Annotated in this window: 18 protein-coding genes, 3 pseudogenes and 1 other annotated feature; of the genes and pseudogenes, 12 read left to right on the top strand and 9 right to left on the bottom strand. The window is 45.6% G+C overall.

What is annotated here, in order from left to right:
- Positions 1–10: 10 nt before the first annotated feature.
- The 4 genes and pseudogenes from ACWAU0_RS22320 (at position 11) to tnpC (ending at position 3569) form a co-directional block, all read left to right on the top strand.
- Positions 11–508 carry a PDDEXK family nuclease gene (locus ACWAU0_RS22320; RefSeq protein ID WP_458139290.1) on the top strand — a complete coding sequence of 166 codons (498 nt, stop codon included), beginning with the start codon at positions 11–13 and terminating at the stop codon, positions 506–508.
- A 746-nt stretch (positions 509–1254) separates the two neighbouring features.
- Positions 1255–1662, top strand: a complete 408-nt coding sequence (gene tnpA / locus ACWAU0_RS22315; RefSeq protein WP_313731132.1) for an IS66-like element accessory protein TnpA — start codon at positions 1255–1257, stop codon at positions 1660–1662.
- Positions 1638–1988, top strand: a complete 351-nt coding sequence (gene tnpB, locus ACWAU0_RS22310) for an IS66 family insertion sequence element accessory protein TnpB (RefSeq protein WP_313731131.1) — start codon at positions 1638–1640, stop codon at positions 1986–1988. Before tnpA ends, tnpB begins: the two co-directional genes overlap by 25 nt.
- Positions 1989–2019: 31 nt before the next feature.
- A pseudogene (gene tnpC / locus ACWAU0_RS22305) lies at positions 2020–3569 on the top strand (IS66 family transposase).
- A 68-nt stretch (positions 3570–3637) separates the two neighbouring features.
- On the opposite strand, the gene ACWAU0_RS22300 reads toward tnpC, so the two are convergent.
- Both ACWAU0_RS22300 and ACWAU0_RS22295 read right to left on the bottom strand, forming a co-directional pair.
- The gene (locus ACWAU0_RS22300) at positions 3638–4138 is read right to left on the bottom strand and encodes a GNAT family N-acetyltransferase (protein ID WP_313731127.1); all 501 of its coding nucleotides are present in this window, start codon (positions 4136–4138) and stop codon (positions 3638–3640) included.
- Complete coding sequence (locus ACWAU0_RS22295; RefSeq protein ID WP_313731125.1) at positions 4135–4425, bottom strand: type II toxin-antitoxin system TacA family antitoxin; 291 nt, start codon at positions 4423–4425, stop codon at positions 4135–4137. Before ACWAU0_RS22295 ends, ACWAU0_RS22300 begins: the two co-directional genes overlap by 4 nt.
- A gap of 438 nt (positions 4426–4863) precedes the next feature.
- Here ACWAU0_RS22295 and ACWAU0_RS22290 point away from each other — a divergent pair, with 438 nt between their 5' ends.
- On the top strand, positions 4864–5916 hold the full coding sequence (locus ACWAU0_RS22290) for an IS630 family transposase (protein ID WP_458137583.1): 1053 nt from the start codon (positions 4864–4866) through the stop codon (positions 5914–5916).
- Between the two features lie 162 nt (positions 5917–6078).
- Here ACWAU0_RS22290 and traJ read toward each other — a convergent pair whose 3' ends face one another.
- The 4 genes and pseudogenes from traJ to ACWAU0_RS22270 form a co-directional block, all read right to left on the bottom strand.
- Positions 6079–6447: a conjugal transfer transcriptional regulator TraJ gene (gene traJ / locus ACWAU0_RS22285; protein ID WP_313731124.1), complete on the bottom strand. Its 369-nt coding sequence runs from the start codon at positions 6445–6447 to the stop codon at positions 6079–6081.
- A gap of 364 nt (positions 6448–6811) precedes the next feature.
- Positions 6812–6955 (bottom strand): hypothetical protein, encoded by a 144-nt coding sequence (locus ACWAU0_RS22280; RefSeq protein WP_425258027.1) that lies wholly within the window; start codon positions 6953–6955, stop codon positions 6812–6814.
- Positions 6956–6992: 37 nt separating this feature from the next.
- A pseudogene (locus tag ACWAU0_RS22275) lies at positions 6993–7401 on the bottom strand (IS3 family transposase); the annotation flags it as partial.
- Positions 7041–7174 (bottom strand) — a sequence feature (AL1L pseudoknot). It overlaps the preceding pseudogene by 134 nt.
- Positions 7402–7570: 169 nt before the next feature.
- The gene (locus ACWAU0_RS22270) at positions 7571–8842 is read right to left on the bottom strand and encodes a replication initiation protein (protein ID WP_313731122.1); all 1272 of its coding nucleotides are present in this window, start codon (positions 8840–8842) and stop codon (positions 7571–7573) included.
- A 500-nt stretch (positions 8843–9342) separates the two neighbouring features.
- Between ACWAU0_RS22270 and ACWAU0_RS22265 the strand changes: the two genes are divergently transcribed.
- The 4 genes from ACWAU0_RS22265 to ACWAU0_RS22250 all read left to right on the top strand — a co-directional run bounded on the left by ACWAU0_RS22265 (position 9343) and on the right by ACWAU0_RS22250 (position 12173).
- Positions 9343–10146 (top strand): ParA family protein, encoded by an 804-nt coding sequence (locus ACWAU0_RS22265; protein ID WP_313731121.1) that lies wholly within the window; start codon positions 9343–9345, stop codon positions 10144–10146.
- Between the two features lie 2 nt (positions 10147–10148).
- Entirely contained in the window at positions 10149–11060 is a 912-nt protein-coding gene (locus ACWAU0_RS22260; RefSeq protein WP_313731120.1) for a ParB/RepB/Spo0J family partition protein, read from the top strand.
- 187 nt (positions 11061–11247) lie between these two features.
- Positions 11248–11676 (top strand): hypothetical protein, encoded by a 429-nt coding sequence (locus ACWAU0_RS22255; protein WP_313731119.1) that lies wholly within the window; start codon positions 11248–11250, stop codon positions 11674–11676.
- 119 nt (positions 11677–11795) lie between these two features.
- On the top strand, positions 11796–12173 hold the full coding sequence (locus ACWAU0_RS22250; protein WP_458139289.1) for an HNH endonuclease: 378 nt from the start codon (positions 11796–11798) through the stop codon (positions 12171–12173).
- 333 nt (positions 12174–12506) lie between these two features.
- On the opposite strand, the gene ACWAU0_RS22245 is transcribed toward ACWAU0_RS22250, so the two are convergent.
- The gene (locus ACWAU0_RS22245) at positions 12507–12962 is read right to left on the bottom strand and encodes a hypothetical protein (RefSeq protein WP_458139288.1); all 456 of its coding nucleotides are present in this window, start codon (positions 12960–12962) and stop codon (positions 12507–12509) included.
- An 8-nt stretch (positions 12963–12970) separates the two neighbouring features.
- Positions 12971–13819, bottom strand: a complete 849-nt coding sequence (locus tag ACWAU0_RS22240) for a TolB-like translocation protein (RefSeq protein WP_458139287.1) — start codon at positions 13817–13819, stop codon at positions 12971–12973.
- A gap of 289 nt (positions 13820–14108) precedes the next feature.
- On the opposite strand from ACWAU0_RS22240, the gene ACWAU0_RS22235 reads away from it, so the two are divergent.
- The gene (locus ACWAU0_RS22235) at positions 14109–14720 is read left to right on the top strand and encodes a hypothetical protein (RefSeq protein WP_458139286.1); all 612 of its coding nucleotides are present in this window, start codon (positions 14109–14111) and stop codon (positions 14718–14720) included.
- Positions 14721–15049: 329 nt separating this feature from the next.
- Here ACWAU0_RS22235 and ACWAU0_RS22230 read toward each other — a convergent pair whose 3' ends face one another.
- The gene (locus ACWAU0_RS22230; protein ID WP_458139285.1) at positions 15050–16402 is read right to left on the bottom strand and encodes a leucine-rich repeat domain-containing protein; all 1353 of its coding nucleotides are present in this window, start codon (positions 16400–16402) and stop codon (positions 15050–15052) included.
- A gap of 125 nt (positions 16403–16527) precedes the next feature.
- Between ACWAU0_RS22230 and ACWAU0_RS22225 the strand changes: the two are divergent.
- Both ACWAU0_RS22225 and ACWAU0_RS22220 read left to right on the top strand, forming a co-directional pair.
- Positions 16528–16757 (top strand): annotated as a pseudogene (locus ACWAU0_RS22225) (type I restriction enzyme endonuclease domain-containing protein); the annotation flags it as partial.
- 8 nt (positions 16758–16765) lie between these two features.
- Positions 16766–17164, top strand: coding sequence for a hypothetical protein (locus ACWAU0_RS22220; RefSeq protein WP_458139284.1), 399 nt, complete (start codon positions 16766–16768; stop codon positions 17162–17164).
- Positions 17165–17543 lie beyond the last annotated feature (379 nt).

The raw sequence follows: 17543 nt of genomic DNA, 5'->3' as shown, positions 1-17543 counted from the left end.
CTTGTGATAAGTGGACACTATCTTCACTCCTTTCGGTCTGCTTATACAGACGCGGTCAAAAGATCGCTTACTGTCTTCAGAACGGTACGATACAAATGGTGAAGGGCCAGACGTACTTTGGCTTTTGCCGGAAAAAATAGGTCTAGTAATCGAAGCGAAGAGCAGGAAGAAGGAAAAGAATGCGTTAAAAAAGGAGGATCATGGTCAGCTCCTCGTCGCTGCGGAATGGTTTGCCAAAAACTACGATGGTTATCATTGTGTGCGTGTTAGTGTTCACCCAAAAAATAAGGCCACAAAGGCCGCTGTTGCCGGGGCATCACATGCCTTAACGTATGAAAAGTTAGCTGCCATGATCTCAGATGCACGAGTTCTTCTCACAGCGCTTTGCGAATCGCAGCTCTCCGATGCCGATCTAGTGGTAGAGTGCAGTCGTCTTCTTGCAAGTTCGAACATTAGTGCGAGCCGTTTGGTGGATAACTACCTGTTACCCTTTGAGGATACAGATTGAGCTAGGGCTAAACGAAACGCCTAGACCATCAGCGCGATTAAGTTACGGTTGCGCAGGCCTCACACCAACTGAGAATTTCGTGGAGGTGCGCCGGGTTGCCGGCGGCGGCAATCAGGCGGGGACAGGGCGGGAGCGATGACGGGATGAAGCGTTGAGTCATGGTGGTTTCTCCTCTTGCCTAGGTGATAAAGGACATTATCCCCGATAGATGACGTCACGAAACAAAATGGATGGCATCATCATAATACGGCTCGTATCAGGTCAAGTACGATTAGGGGACGGACGAGTAACTGGTCGAGTAGCGCAGGGGAATTAACCCGTTGTTAAGTGACTTAGGATAGGACATTTCAACTTTGCTAAAACAGGACATTACTATATTGCACTAACATTGTTTGTTCGCATAAGACGGATTATGTTAAATTGTCGAAATTTTAGGCTTTATTTTATAATAAAAACAAGCATTTAGATCGGATCTAGCTTCACTTTTAGGTTAGCCACTGCTTCGACGACTATAAAGGCGTCAACACAGAACCGGAAAATTCCGTAGCGATTTCGCTTTTTGGGGCCTCCAGTTCGAGGGTGAGAGTTTCTCCACATGGTACTCTCACTCTTTACGCAGACCATATCATCGCCCTGTTGATGGATTTAATGCGCGTAGTTTCGTAAGCGCTCTTTTAACCGCGTCTATCCCTGCTGATTAAAAGCGCCGAAGATAGTGTCCACTTATAACAAGGTGGACACCTTCGATGGAGAACAAGAGTCGATTATCGCGAGCACTGGTGGTGGGTCATCGGAGTAATGGCTGTTGTCGCTATGATCCGGAAGCCAAACGGGAGCTCGTTGAAGCCTGTCTACAACCGGGGGTTTCGGTAGCCCGGATGGCCCTGGAACACGGCATCAATGCCAATCTGCTGCGCAAGTGGATTAACCAGTATCGTGAAATTTCCAGCTCAATGTCGCCAAGTATCCCGGCCACGCTATCGGCCTTCGCACCGGTTCTGTCCATGGCGGTGCCGAAGCCGGTACAAGCCACTCTCCATGTGGCGTTACCCAACGGGGTTAAACTGGAACTGCAGGGTGTTGACCTGACCGAACTTTCCCCTTTATTGAATGGTCTGGCCGCCTTGCCATGTTCCGTTTCGAACCGGGATTAAAGGTCTACCTGCACCGCGAACCCGTCGATGGCCGCAAGGCCATCAATGGTTTGGCACTACTGGTTGAGCAGGCCTTAGGCTTGAATCCGTTTGAACCCGCCATCTATGTGTTCAGCAATCGGCGGCGGGATCGGATCAAACTGCTGTTGTGGGATCGCACCGGCTTCTGGCTGATGATCAAGCGGCTGGAAGCCGATCGATTTCACTGGCCGAAAGACAGCCCGGTGATCATGCTGACGGTGGAACAATTACACTGGTTGTTAGCCGGTATTAACCTGGCGGCCATGCGACCACATCCCGTACGAATTTATACAAAAGCTAGCTGAAACAATAGGTTAAATTTAGTAAAATAGCGGCATGACGACCACCATCACGCTGTCCGCTGAAGACTATCAGGCCTTGCTGGGCGAACAGCAACGCCTCGCCCAGCAACTGCGCTTGGTGACGGTCGAGCGTGATGTATTCAAGCAGCGCATTGATGCGTTGTTGCACCGTCTGTATGCCGCCAAATCCGAGACGAGGACTAATCCGGCCCAGCGCGATCTGTTTCTGAACGAGGCCGAAGCCCTGGCACCTCAGGGTAAGCCGGTGGCCGAGGAAGCCACGCCCGACGCCGTCGAAGTCGCTGCTCACAGCCGCAAGAAGCGCGGCCGCAAACCGCTCGATCCGCATCTACCGCGCGAGATTGTGCGCCACGAATTGCCTGAATCCGAACGCGTCTGCGCCCATGATGGCCATACGCTGCTGGAAATCGGCGCTGAAATCAGTGAGCAGCTCGATATCGTGCCGCAGCAAATCCGCGTCATTCAACATCAGCGCATCAAATATGCCTGTCCGTGCTGCGACAACAGCATTCGGGTCACGCCAGCACCAGCGCGTATTAACCCCAAGGGCTTGCTCACCGAAGCGGCATTGGCCTGGGTGGTCACCGCCAAATACCAGGATGGCCTGCCGCTGTATCGGCAAGCGGCCCTGTTAGGCCGATTCGGCGGCGATTTGTCGCGTACCACTCTGGCTGCGAGCATGGTGCGAGTTGGTCAAGCAGTGCAGCCAGTGATCAATTTGCTGCGCGACCACCTGTTGGAGGTCGACCTGATCCTGGGCGACGAAACCGTCATTCAGGTGCTCAAGGAATCCGGGCGAGCGGCGCAAACGAAAAGTTATCTCTGACCGGCTCCGGCCCGCCGATCCGCCTGTTCAGCTACACGCCGGGGCGCGGTGGAACTCATGCGCAGCCGCTGTATGAAGGCATCAAACCCGGCGTGGCGCTGATGAGCGACGGCTATGAGGTGTATAACGCCATTGCCGCCGCGCGCGGCGCCATTCACCTGGGCTGTTGGGCACACGCACGCCGCTATTTTGTCGAAGCAGAAGCCGCCATCCCCAAAGCCGTGCGTGGACCGGCATCACTGGCGACGCAGTTTATTGCGGCGATAGGCGAGTTGTATGCCATCGAAGCCAAAGCGAAAGAACTCAGCGCCGAACAGTGCAGACAACAGCGCCAGGAACAAAGCCGACCGGTTTTGGCCAAGATCGAAGGCTTGCTGGTAGAGCATTTGCACGGGGTTACGCCCGGCAGTTTGCTGGGCAAGGCCTTGCATTACCTGTCGTCGCAGTGGCCCAAACTGATTCGCTTTGTCGACCATGGCGCTTGGCCCATCGATAACAATCTCTGCGAAAATGCCATTCGCCCCTTCGTGGTGGGCCGCCGCAACTGGTTGTTTTGCGACACAGTGGCCGGCGCCCAGGCCAGCGCTAATCTCTACTCGCTGATCGAAACCTGCAAGGCTAACAGCATCGAACCTTACACCTATCTGGTGGAGTTGTTCCGTCAACTGCCTTTGGCAAAAGCCGTCGAAGACTTCGAAGCTTTGCTTCCCTGGCGTCTCATCAACCCAACAGCCTAACCAAACTCGTACAGCTTTGTAGAAAAATTCAATTGCGTGGTTTAAAGGGCGCTTACGTAGTTTCAACGTCACGCTTCGAGAGAACGGCGTAAATCCTTGATGAGACGGTAAAGGTGCAACGGGTCTGTCGGTGCGGGGACAAAGCCAAACCGCTCGTAGAACTGTTTGGCAGAGGCGTCCTTGGCGTGAACAGCGAAAGCACGAATACCGCCAATGTCGGCAGCCTGCAACGTGCGTAGCATCGCATCTTTTAACAGGCCGGACCCAATCTTGCGGCCTTGCCAGGCGGTGCTCACAGCCAGCCGCGCTAACAACATGACGGGAACAGGGTGACGGGCTAAGCCTTTGGTCAAGCGCTCCGGCGCATCGCCAAAGGCGACTTCGCTCACAACCAGGCTGTAGAAGCCTATAACTTCCTGACCATGCAGGCCTATATAAGTTTGCGAAGCGTTGGCTTGCTGGTTGCCGAGGGCATAGCGAATAAGAAAACGGTCAAGCTCTTCGCGTCCACAGGTAAAGCTATCAAGGGGATGATCGCGCCGTAGCTTCTCAATCCGAAAACCCGTCATTCGGCCATCGGCAGATCAAAAGGGCTCGGCTCACGAAACAAGCGTTGGATCTGGGGTACAATTTGCGGCGGCGCATCGAGCGCGGCCATGAAATGCTCCCATTGCTCGGCATTGAGTTCAAAGCGTTGTCGCTTGGTAAGCGTTTCAGCGGCGCGTGCCAAGGCACTCGCCAATACAAACTGACTGACGGAGCAATGGGCTGCCTGGGCTGCCGCGTTCAAGGTTTGCTTTGCTTCAGGCGATAATCGTAGGTCAAGTTTGGTGGTGCGTGTCGATTGAGTAGCCATAATATCTCCCATAGGCAGAGAAGCGCAGTATAGCCGTCAGACGTTGTCATGACAATAGTTACCAAAGCTAATTCACTAGGCCTGAAAACGCCAGATGCTCCCGGTGACGAGCTGCCCATTATGGCGTCGGTGATAAACCCCGTTATCATTAGAATGGCAAAGTAAGTCCCAATCCACACATTGGCACGTTGGACTGCCCTGCTGATGGCCCATAAGAGATGAAATACTAGCGCTGTGGCGTTAAATCATCTCCATGCGTAGGCGTTTTTTCGATGATTTCAAGCCATTCCTTCCTCATAGTATCCGGAGAGACCACCCTGCCCTACTCCTTGATTAGCGACCAATCATCAAATAAACCGAGAGTCACAAACATTTGATAATAGAGGGCGTGTTATTAACACGGCCCTCAAATACCCTGTAATTTGATAAAATAAGCGCATGGAAAAACAGAAAATTGATGCGCGAAAACTAACGATTGAAGGGCGTGCTTTATTACGTCAAATGGTGATTCGATTGCGCAAGCAGTCAGGTATGAGCCTCAAAGAGCTGGCCGATGTGGCCGGGGTTCACCATCGAACGATTGAAGAGTGGCTCGCCCGAGCCCGTAAGGAAGGCGAAGGTGCTTTACTGGAAAAAAGCCGAGGGCGTCGCGTCGGTAGCGGACGTAAACTAACCATGGCGGATGAATGCTGGTTGCGTGATCAAATCGTGGGCGAATGCCCACAGCAACTGAAGCTGCCATTTGCCTTATGGACGCGTCCTGCGATCAAGGCACTCATCCGGGAACGCTTTGGCGTGGAGATGCAGGATCGCCTGGTGGGCAAGTATCTCAAGCGGTGGGGTTTTACCCCACAACGCCCTATCAAGCGCGCCCTGGAGCAAGATCCGGTCAAAGTCGCTACCTGGTTGGAGCAGACCTATCCACAGCTATTGGCGAGAGCCAAAGCAGAAAACGCCACGATTTTATGGGGCGACGAGACCGCCGTTAAAGAAGACACGCATTGGATTCGAGGCTATGCCCCTAAAGGCCAGACACCGGTGCTGAAGACACCGACACGCTGGCACAAACTGTCCATGATTTCAGCCATTTCCGCACGGGGTGAATGTGCCTTTCAAATCGTCGAAGGCTCGATCAATACCCCGCGATTTCTGGAATTTCTTGGCCGCTTGATCGAAGGTGTGACACGAAAAATCTTTCTGGTGGTCGATAACCTGCGCGTGCATCACGCCAAACAAGTTAGCGAATGGCTACAGGACAAACAAGACCGGATTGAACTGGTTTTTCTACCGCCTTATGCGCCCGAATCGAACCCTGACGAATACCTCAATCGCGATTTCAAAACCGCCTTACGCAGTGGGCCCGTCAGCCAAAATGCGGAAGCGTTACTTGAAAAAGCCCACGCCTTCATGAACCGTATCTCGGCTCTACCCAATCATGTCGCCGCTTATTTCAGGCACCCAGCCGCTGCTTACGCAGCACAGGGTATTTAAGGGCCGGGTTAATAAAATGTGATACAAAACATCGCAGCAATTTGTTTAAATGGGCCCTAACCATTCTGCGATTGCTATGTAGCGTGTTCGCTGCGAACCAAACGATAACGAGATCTACATCCTGGTTTTCCGCCATCAAAAAGATGTCGGCTATTGAGATTCTCACAATTCTGATCGTGGCAATATAATTGATTTCATCACTTCGACCATTTGTACTTGCGTATCTTCAATTCTAGCAAGGGTAGCCCGTATAACATTGTCACCAAACTGCGCAGTTCGCGCGTCATTTGTTAACCATAACTTCAACAATCCTCCTAAACGACCAAGATCGCCATTGATTTGAGCAAGCTTGATGACTTTTTGATTGTCAACGATGCTTTTCGGAGCATAGCCAAGGCCAAGCGATCTCAAATAGGCAGACGTACTATGTTCTGTTTGCCGCGCATTCGCCTCGATTGCCGCTTTCTCGTCTGGAGTAACCCACACATATATCGGGGTACTTCCCTTCCTCGTCGCCTTCTTCTCTGTCATGTTCCCCTCTGATGTTCAACTATCGGCGGTAGCCGATTGACCTCGTAGAGCAGGATTCCCATTGAGTGCATAGCGCGAATAAAGGGAGTGAAGTACATGTGGCGGCCTCGCCGGTACATGTACTTCACATATCCTGCCCCGATGTTTCAGTCACATTGTTATCAACAGTTGTCAATTTTTAGTCACTAACTCATCAAACATAAGTCAACTTTCGATCAATTTTAAATCAACTTTTGTCAAAAATAACCTCACCTACGCCATGTCCGGGAACCGTCATGACCTAATTGTCGACATTGAAACCTCGCAAGCCACCGGTGCCCGAAATTGAACCGCCCCGGAAATCTCGGAGGCCTTAGGTTGTGAGTCATGCTGCCTTAGCAGGCTCAGTTAGTTGCTGATAATACCCAGCCTCGGCTTCGCGATTCTTCCAGGATTGTTTATGAATCCGCTCAGCTTTATACAAACCATTGATGGTTTCGGCCAAGGTATTGTCATAAGAGTCACCCACACTGCCCACTGAAGCTTCACGCTGACCTCGGCTAACTCCTGATTGGCTTGGCGGGCCGCATGCCTGCATGCCGGTAATACGTCGACGGGGCAATCGGCAATACCTTGCAGATCGGCTCGACCCCATAGACGATGCAATGGTCGTCAATGAACGCTTTCATCGTTTGAACGGGCGCTTGTGCCCTGTGGGTAGTCGAGCTCCGCCTGTGCAAAATATGCAAAGGCGTTACGCAGAATATCGTTGGCCTGCCGCAATTCCGGGTTTTCTCGCTCCATCGCCTTGATCCGTTCCGGTTCGCTGCTGGCCGGCGTTTTCAACTTTACGGTGGCTGTTTGCGACAGCCTCAGCCAGTGACGTAACGTCTCAGCCGTACAGCCAAACTTGCCTGAAATCTCTTGAATTGCTGCCCATTCCGACGGGTAATCGCCTTGATGTTCTTGCACCATGCGAACGGCTCGTTCTCGGATTTCTGATGAATAGTGTTTTGTAGTTTTCTCTTTCAGAGCTCCATCATCTCAATTGTTGGCGCCTCCGAGAAATTCTGGCGGTTCAGATTTTGGAAGATGTCGATCAATGCTCAAAATATTGACATTTAAAAAAATGTGTAGCAAGTTGCTACACTTTTTTTTGTAACCATAGCTCGAACTCTTTTTGATCAAATTCTGGTGTGATTTTCTTTTTCAGCCACGGCATAAACGTTAGCTGTGTCACTTTGTCGACGAACTTACCTTTGTCCCTATCGAAGTTTGTTTGCGTAAGCGATACTGCTTCAGCAGACATCAAAAATTGATCTTTTAATTCGATTAAATCATTGAATGAAAGATTCTGTGATGCTTCTTTGAATTTAAGCTTCCGGAATTCTTCTAACTGCTTCTTATTGTCCGACTCAACTTTTCGTCGAACAGACTCTTCCCGTTCTGACTTTTTTTTGTTGGTCTTATAGAGCGGTTCTTCCAGCTCGGCTTTAGATTCGATGAGCCTGCGGATGTAACCTGCGGTATTACCTTTGATATTACCCTTGGCGTCCATCAATTCTGTGTAATCCACCGCCTTTGCTGCCAACTCGGGTTCCTCTATCATCCACGACAAGGCTAATCGTTCGCCGATCCCGTGTTCCCGAAGTCTTTTAAAAAGTTCGTTTCCTTTTAGTTCTTCTATAACATTATCGGTGTTATTGGCCTTAGCATCGCGATCAATAAGAACCTGCTGTGAACTAGCAGTAATCAGAAACCGCAAAGCCACTACCTTACGGCTCTCTTTTTTGTACTCAACCTTCAGTCTAATGTCCGAGACCTGGTTAATCTCATCCATGGCTTTTTTGATCACAAAGCTAGACAAGCGTTTAAACTCATGATATGTCTCTGAGTTCGCCCCCATGACTTTTCGAAAAGTGTCTAAGCTCCACCATCCGGTCGAGCCTACTTTAATGAATCGAACACAATTTTCGTATAGAGTGAGCGCGTAATTACTCTTGAATTGCTTTTGAACGGATAGATTTATAACAGCAAAGATTTCCGGCTTGTAGAATTTGGCGGCTAAGTCTTTTGCATATGAATATCGGCAATATCCATCTGCGATTTTTGCAGAACTCAATAAGGTCATTGCTTCCCATACTTCCCCACCGTCACCCATGAGATTAAATTCAATCACCGTGGACATCAGCCCTTTTAAAGTGGATTTCAACCCTTCGACGTTGTTGCTGTCTTCCCAACCCAACATTGCGAACAGGTGCTTGGTGGGAATGGTATGAACGTCCTTGAACAGCAATTCTTCGTATGAATTGAGCAGTAGGATGTTTGATAGCTTTCTTTCAACCAACGAAAGCTCTCCGCTGCAATGAATCGCGGCAGCATGTTTCTTTAAGTTTGGCGAAGATAGTTCGTTCATAAGGACATAGTATAACGTTTTATATACTATGTCTTTTGTTTTTATGCGCTGTCATGGTGTATCTATTAGCGCTTCCCCAAAACTATGTCCTGTCAAAGCCAAATGACTTTTTGTAATCGAGCATCTAATCCTTCGCGTAAAAAAAATAGCATTATATCAATAGGTTGAGAATGTCTTTTCTACATGCGAATGAAGGCATATAAGCGTTTATGGGCACCCCCAATTTTATGCCCTTTAATCCCCAAAACTATGTCTTTTGACACCTAACTTTATGTCCTCTAGTCCCCAATTCTATGTCCGTATTCCCCAATCTTATGTCCTATTTCAGTTGTAAGCCTTGCCTACCGTGGTTTACAAAAAACTAAACAAATATAAACAAGATAAAACAAGATAAAACAACAACAGGGGAATCCCTCTTTACGTTGTTGTTGTTTTATTTAGTTGATTGATAATATCAATCGACTATACTGGACACATAAATAATTTACATCGAACACAATATGACGGAAAAACCAACATATGTCATCTCTGTTGCCAATCACAAAGGTGGCTGTGGGAAAACAACAACTGTCGTTAATCTATCGGCAGAATTAGCCAAAATGGGATTATCGGTATTGGTGATTGATCTCGATCCTCAAGCCAATGCCAGTTTGCATATTGGTAAAAAGCATCCCAGTGAAGTAACTGTCACCTGTGCTGAACTGTTAGTTTCTGAAGTTGAGAAATTACCACTCGCTATTCATAGCAACACGAACATCGAAGGTGTGTCATTGATTTACGGATCATTAGCGCTAGGTAAGACTGAAGATGAATTGAAAGATCATGCTCCAAGGCCATCAGAAGAATTAAGAGAGAAGATCAAACCTTTAATCGGCATCTATGATGTGATCTTGCTGGATTGCCCGCCTAGTTTGAAGTTGCTGACAAGCAATGCCTTGGCCGCTTCCACTCACTTTATAGTTCCGGTTGAGAGCGGATCGCAGTACGGTATGTATGGTGTGACGGACCTAATGAAGTTAGTTGAGAAAATCCATAGAATCAATCCAGGCCTTGAACTAATAGGTGCATTACTCATTAGACATGATGAACGCCAAACCGTGTGCAAGTTGATCGAAGCTTCAGCAAAAGAACAAATTGGTAAACTTATCGATGTTCGAATTCCCACTAGCACGAAGGTCAATCAATCGGCCATTACACAACAAAGTCTTCATGCTTTGGACAGAACAGCCAAAGTTTCACGCGAGTTCAGGCATTTGGCTGAAACTATAGTTAAACTATTGAAAATAGAGATAGGGAATAATTAAGCGTGGCGAAAAACACAACAAAAATGCTGGAAGAAAGGCTAAAGCAAAATCTGCAAAAGCATGTCGAATCGCACCAAACAGCCGAGTTTTCAGAAGGTCGTGAGTACATCCTTGTTCAGGTACACACTATCGAGCCGAACCCGTATCAGCCGAGAAGAATCTTTCCAGAAGATGAGCTGCAAAAGTTAGCAACATCTATCGCAGAAGTAGGACTTTTGGAGCCAATTCTTCTTCGAAAGGTAGAAGATCGCTACCAAATCGCCGCTGGTGAAAGAAGGTGGAGAGCGCACAAGTTATTGAATAAACCCACTATCGGTGCGATTGTCACATCAATTTCAGACAGCGATATGGCCGTCTTTGCTCTGGCGGAAAATGTTGATAGGGAAGATCTAAGTGACTATGAAATTGGCATAGCCATAAGACAGATAGAAAATTTGTTCCCGACTAAAAAGAAATTAGCAGAGTCGTTGGGCATGAATAGAGAAGATATGTACCGCTACTTTTCGTTTGATGATCTTCCAGAATTTATCAGGAATGATCTGAACAACAACCCGAGATTGTTATCACGATCCGCCGCAAGTGATATACGTAGGATAGGGCAGAACAACGAGACACCACTCTATGACACCCTCTTGGCTGAAGCATGGGGGCTTCTCTTGAACGGTGACTTAGAGCAAACCAAGATAGCAGGGTACATCATCCGCAAGCTCAAAGCGGAAGAAGAGGGTAATAAGGATTGCCATATACAGAGTACTCATAATTTGATCAAGGACGGTAAGAAAGTTGGATATATTTCTTGGGCGGGGAAACACATGACAATCAAGTTGAACACAGCCGCGCTCGATGAGAAGAAAGAGAAGAAACTTCAGGCGTTTTTAGAAAACTTGATGGATGCCGAAGTGTCAGAAGTGTAGCAACTTGCTACACAAAGCTCCAGATATCGAATTTTGTCTGATTAACGTCCAAAATTCTGTCCAACAACAGCTATGATCTTGCCGACGATTCACAGACACCCCGCTAAGAGAGTAATCTCTCAGAACGAGGAGTCCTATGAAAAACCACAATCAATAACCCGCCATCGATCATGCAGGTATGCGAAAAATGATCGATTATCTGGCCAAGCTTAAATCAAGATTGCCATGCTTGGAAATCGAAGCCACTGATGCCGATCAGGATCGTGACGAACACATGGCCAGTCGCTTAGAGAAATTCCAAAGCGATAAGCCGATACTCGTTCTTCTGGGTGGGCTGCACACATTAAAAAAAGTTAAGTGGACTGTCAAAAGCGGAGAACCATTTGTTGCCGAGATTTTGGTCAACCATGGCTTTCGAGTTAGCTCCTACCCGCAACGTTGGCTACCTGAGAGGTGCGAGAACGGACAGGGCAGGTCAAGCCGATACGTTAATGCTGACGATCCGAAAGCCTTAACAATTCTGAATGAATCACTCATGTCGCTGATCAACGCCAAGCGTCATCGATCAACGAAGGATGTCATCGACGGTTTTGTGGTTTGGGAATGTAATAGTTAGTTGTATTGCCCAACCAATAAACAATATAATTTCACCGGGCAGTTCAAAAACGAACGCCTGTATTTTTACCAGTTAGCTGAGCATTAAAGCTGGTTTCCAATGTGCACTCTAGTAGTGCCATGGGTAACTTTTGTTTTTTTGAGGCTATCATGGCAAGATCACGCAAATCCCTAGTAAAACCCCGCTCTATCGCTTTTTCCCGTCAACGCGGTCGCTGTTACTATTGCGACCAACCGATGTTGACAGGGAACATCGTTGAATTTTCCGCCAAATACAAAATAACGCCTAATCAGGCTAAACTCTTAAGATGCACAGGTGAGCATCTTAAAGCTCATCATGAAGGTGGTTCAACCAAGCCAACTAATATCGTAGCGGCTTGCTGGTATTGTAATCACAAGCGACACCAACGGAAAAACCCACCTGATCCTGAACAGTACAGAGACTTAATTCAGGCTCGTATGAGCCAGGGAGGGTGGCACAGCATAAGATTAAACTAGACATTGCATCTGGTATTGATCGGACAACCGGCCAATACCAGATTCATTATTTACAACTGAAATATATGCCGCTGACCATCGGCGGCAGACGGCCAAAACCCGACCCTCGGGGTAACTATCCAATTTAACGGTTTTCGGCGAGCAAATAGAAATTATCGCTGCGTCACTACGGCCACTTTTTGACATTCAAGTATTTCAGCGTAATGGCGGCTGCAATACGGAAATCTGTCGTTCAAAGTCAAACATAATCCCCAAGTGTTGAGTAGGGTCATGGTTTGTTAGGCATGGCCTTTTACCTATGGATTTGCTCAAACTTACTATTTAGCTTTTTGCCTATGCTTTTTTCCCCAAGCCTGGCGAGCCTCCTTGAACTATTCTGATATGTTTTGTAACCGCCATTTTTTTAGTTTTATTCTGCTTATATCGATTTTGAGCTTTATCGTTTATTTTGCACTGTTTATCTAACCTAAGAATCAATCTTCGTATGTGTTTATCTTCTAGCAATTCATAAATTAAGACACTGATGTTTAATTCTTTTTTAGAAAGAATTTTCCTGATCTTTGCTCTCAGTTCAATATCCTTCTGCAAAATTTCTTTGTCGAGTGGTGACGATACTGGCTTGTTGTCAAATTTCTTTCGAATGCCTAAATAATTTTTTAGCTTTGGAATTATATTTTCTACGTATTTTGCTCTGCAATAATCACAATTCTCAGGTGGCTTAGGCCAATCTGATCTTATGAAAAAATCCATTTCGCATAGCGAACATGATCGCTTTATCCACTCTGTCATTTGATTTCTCAGGTTTTTCTATTCCACAATACTTCAAATACATCAGAATTTTTGACACTGGCAATACGCTTTTGCGTAATTAAAGATGCGACACCTATACCTAATAAGTAAATCATAGAGGGCTCAGGTACTTGGCTTATTTCCGATACAAAATCAAAGTCCTGAAAGCTCCCAAGTCCAGAGCCCATGCTTAGTAAGGATCGAGTACCATTAGTAAGGTCAATAGCCCAAAAATTCCCCCCTGGTCCCTTTTCGTAGCCAATTAAGGTTCCATCTGGAGCGTATTCAAACGCCTGAAAACTTCCTAAACCGGCTCCCATACCTAACAAAGAACGGGTGCCATTTGCCAAGTCGATTGACCAAAAATTTCCACCAGGTCCTTTCTCGTAGCCAACCAATGTTCCATCTGGAGCGTATTCAAACGCCTGAAAACTTCCTAAACCGGCTCCCATACCTAACAAAGAACGGGTGCCATTTGCCAAGTCGATTGACCAAAAATTTCCACCAGGTCCTTTCTCGTAGCCAACCAATGTTCCATCTGGAGCGTATTCAAACGCCTGAAAACTTCCTAAACCGGCTCCCATACCTAACAAAGAACGGGTGCCATTTGCCAAGTCGATTGACCAAAAATTTCCACCAGGTCCTTTCTCGTAGCCAACCAATGTTCCATCTGGAGCGTATTCAAACGCCTGAAAACTTCCTAAACCGGCTCCCATACCTAACAAAGAACGGGTGCCATTTGCCAAGTCGATTGACCAAAAATTTCCACCAGGACCTTTCTCGTAGCCAATTACAGAGAATGCATCCACTCGAAGTGGCAACAAAACAAACAACAGACCAAGGCAGAGTGATTTCATTTTATGCTTTGTATGTAGCCAAATAATTTAGAATATTAGAATAAATGCTTAATAGTAAAACGGGCGAACGTTGCTACTATTCTTAGTTATCAATCGGTTAAGACTATCGCCCCAACTGATTCAATGACAGTAATTCAAACATTACCAAGCATTATTGCTTATAACTGATGATATGAGTGAAGAAAAATCATATTCTGATGAGGAAATTGTTGTTTAGAAGGACATTTGTCGGTAGATATAGCACTCTTTGTTATGTGTCTTGGGAACTGTTATCCTGATGGAAATATTAATGCGCCGATACACTGAGCTTCCGTATGTCGTTGATTACCTGCATACTAAAAAACTTGCTTTGCTTAATCCGGCAAGTTGGGATGATCGAAATGATTCTTTTTTTATTGAAGAATACGCGCGTAAATCTGGTGCTAAATCTGTGTACGCGCTGTGCCTAGCTAACTGTGCAGAAACCTACCATCATTGGTGTGTTTTTTCTCATGGTTCGGGTGGCGCGTGCATTCAATTTAAACGAGAGAAATTTCTGACCGCGATTTCAAAGGTAGAGGGGCTTAGGGGAAAGGAAGTTATATACAGAACAATAGAAGAGCTCAGTCAAACAAAACCTGTACTTAAAGATCTTCCTTTTCTTAAGCGGTCCGCATTTCGGAATGAAGAAGAATTTAGGCTACTTTACTCATCAAAAACAGGAGGACTACCAATCCACCGAATACCAGTCCCTCTAAGTTGTGTGGATCGCATAATCTTGAGCCCATGGCTTCCTAAATCGGTCGCTGATCTAGTTAAAAAGACGCTCAAGTCCATCCCCGGATGCTCAAAAGTAAAAATTTATCGTTCAACACTTGTCGAGAATGAGGATTGGAAGAAGCTTGCAAATGGCGTGGATTAACTCGCGCCCTGTGGCTCCTTTGTAGCCCTCCAATTCGCAGAATCAAGATATTGCTGACGGGCAGGAGAAACGTGACGGACTGGAAAGGGTCCGTTGGGCTCAGTGACGAAAGACCGCTTTCAGGAATCGGAATTCATTGGCAGCTTTCCGGCGATGAGTCTGAAGAGTGGACGGTCGCCGAGCGACCCACTTCTGCCGGTCGCGTTTCTCCGGCCAGTCAGTCAAATCCAGATTTTACGAACTGGAAAACTACAAAGCTGCCACAGTAGCCAATGAATAGAAAATATCGGGATATAAAAATTGTTTATTAAGATTTTTAATAAAATATTTCATCCAGATATATCGGTGAAACAATGAATTCTTGTTGGCAATCGATTGATTACTTGCTCAGAAATATTTGGACTTCCAATAAGCGACAAATCCTCTAATTTCGGAAATTTTATTATTTGCTCAATTGATTTATCGGTCAATTCTTCACAATGATACAAAGTAAGGCTTTTTAAGTTTATTAATGATATTAATTTTGAAATGCCGCAATCAGTAATATAGCTACATTGATCAAGATCGAGATACTCTAGAGAAGTCATAGTGCTTAAAGCCTCTAATCCCTGATCAGTTATATTTGTTGCGCTTTGCAGTATAAGCGTCTTTAGTGATATCAACGCTTTAATTGAATTTAATCCATTATCAGTGATGCCAACTGAAGAATCCATTTTAAAGAATTTTAAACTACTTAAATCTTTAATTGCGTCCAACTTCTTATCAGTTACTCTCTCTGAAAAACGCAATTCAAGATATTCTAAAGCCGATAGTTTTTTCAGTGCGTTAAATCCATCAACAGTTACATTGCCGCAGTATAAAATCAATTTTTTCAGTTTTTCAAAATGAGTAATGTTGGCCATGTGTTCATCGTTACAATCGCCTTCGCCATTGCCGATCAATAACTCAACGAGAGGGGTCTTTGGATCGAATTTAGCTAAGACATGACTACAAGTAGCATGTAAAGAAATTGAAATCTCACTGCTCCGTTTAATTGCCATATTTGGCGTAACGAAAACATTTTTCCCATCAACAATCAAAATGATCCATATAGTTTCTACTTCTTTTGAAAATGGCAACACTAGCCATTCATCAGAATTCATAGCATTGCTATCACGCAAAACTAATCCAAGCGCTTCGTTTTCGGAACGCTCGATATCACTTTCTGATCTTACGGGCTTTGAATCAAAAAAATCAAAATCGTCATTTCTATTAACTATAAAATCAATATCGCATACTCTGCTGAAATAATCTTCTGGTAAAGCCTTAAATGCAACATAGTAAGCATCATACTCGTTATTCTTTGTTCCATGAATATTCTTAAATAACTTGTATTTTTTGTAGGTTTTCCCATAGGTTTCAACCCCTAGAAAATCAAGAAATTCATTAACACCCATTCCACTTGCAAGCAAACTTGCTTTATACTCGGTAAGAAAATCTATACATGTAATTTCAGCATCAGAGATTGAAAAATCCTTTGCGCAATGCGGGCATTTTGGAGTTCTATTTTTGTAGGTATCATCCCAATCAAAAAGATCATCTTCATCTGATATAAATATTGATCCATAGTCTGGATTAAAAAACAAACATGGCCCATGACACTCTGGGCATTCTCTTATTGTTCTTGATCCTGGCGTTGTCATAAAGCTTCCTGACTATTTTAAATTTTGAATTTTCAACCTTTGTAGCGCATTAGTTTAAACGCTTACCCTAATACATTCTAACATTAAAGTTATGCGCTAAAAACAGGGCTATTCTGATCATGGCGTTATCGGAACACAACAAATTGCGGGAACTTACAGTGGTTTTGACACAGCGGTTAGGTGAGAATACATCCATTGATTGGACCATCAAACAGAATGTCAAAGCAAAATTAAATGCTATTATTAAACAAACACTACGGTTATTAGTTATCCACTCGATATGCAGATGTTGGCAACCAAGACTGTGTTGAAACATGCGGAAATAATTGCTGATGAACTGGCGGAAGCAACATAGTATATGATATGTCCAATAAACTCGATCATGAAAGAATAAATAAACAAAAATTAGTCGAAAGACGTGGTGCGACACCGGTAAAAGATGATATCGCACCAACTGGTACTCGCGCCGATAGGCAGCGATTTACTATTTCTAAGCAGGAACGCAAAGAACGTATTGAAAGCTACAAAAAATCGATTCAAAATCAATTGCATAAGCTTAATTCCACTGATAAGACAAAAAAGCAAGTTCTAACAACTATTTTTAACGCGTTATCGGGTTGGATTGAACTTGATGCCGATGCATTGGCAGACCCAGTTGCAAAGATTGCTGCCAATAAAATAAGTAGTTTAGGTCCAACACTAGGGATTAAAGCATTGGTACAATTCACAAAAGATAGCAATACAAAACGCCACAAAAAATAGGCCTCTACAATTAGGCATTCTAACTTCCCAGCACGTAAGAGCTTTTCTGTTAGAAACAGCGCATAATGCGTAAGTTTTTAACGGCGGTTAAATAGCAAGATTCACTCCTCACCGAATACCGGACATCTGACTTACAGCAAGCTTTAATAATTCAAATTGAATAGTTACGTTGAGCGACAGGTTATGGCTGTTCGGTTGAGGTCGCCAATGTCGGCTTTGTAGTCCTCCAGTCCCAAAATCAAGCTTCGGCAGGAGGGCAGCTTTGGAGAAGCGTGAGTGGCAAAAATGGGTCGGTTGCGACAATTTGCGAATTTTATAAGCCGACATTCGCTACTGGTACAAAAATTTTGCGGTTCCGGTTTACACGCCTTCCAGACTG

Source organism: Methylomonas sp. Uni0009, assembly GCF_054188105.3.
The sequence above is the reverse complement of the archived record's forward strand: the minus strand, read 5'-3'. Positions and strand labels throughout refer to the sequence as shown.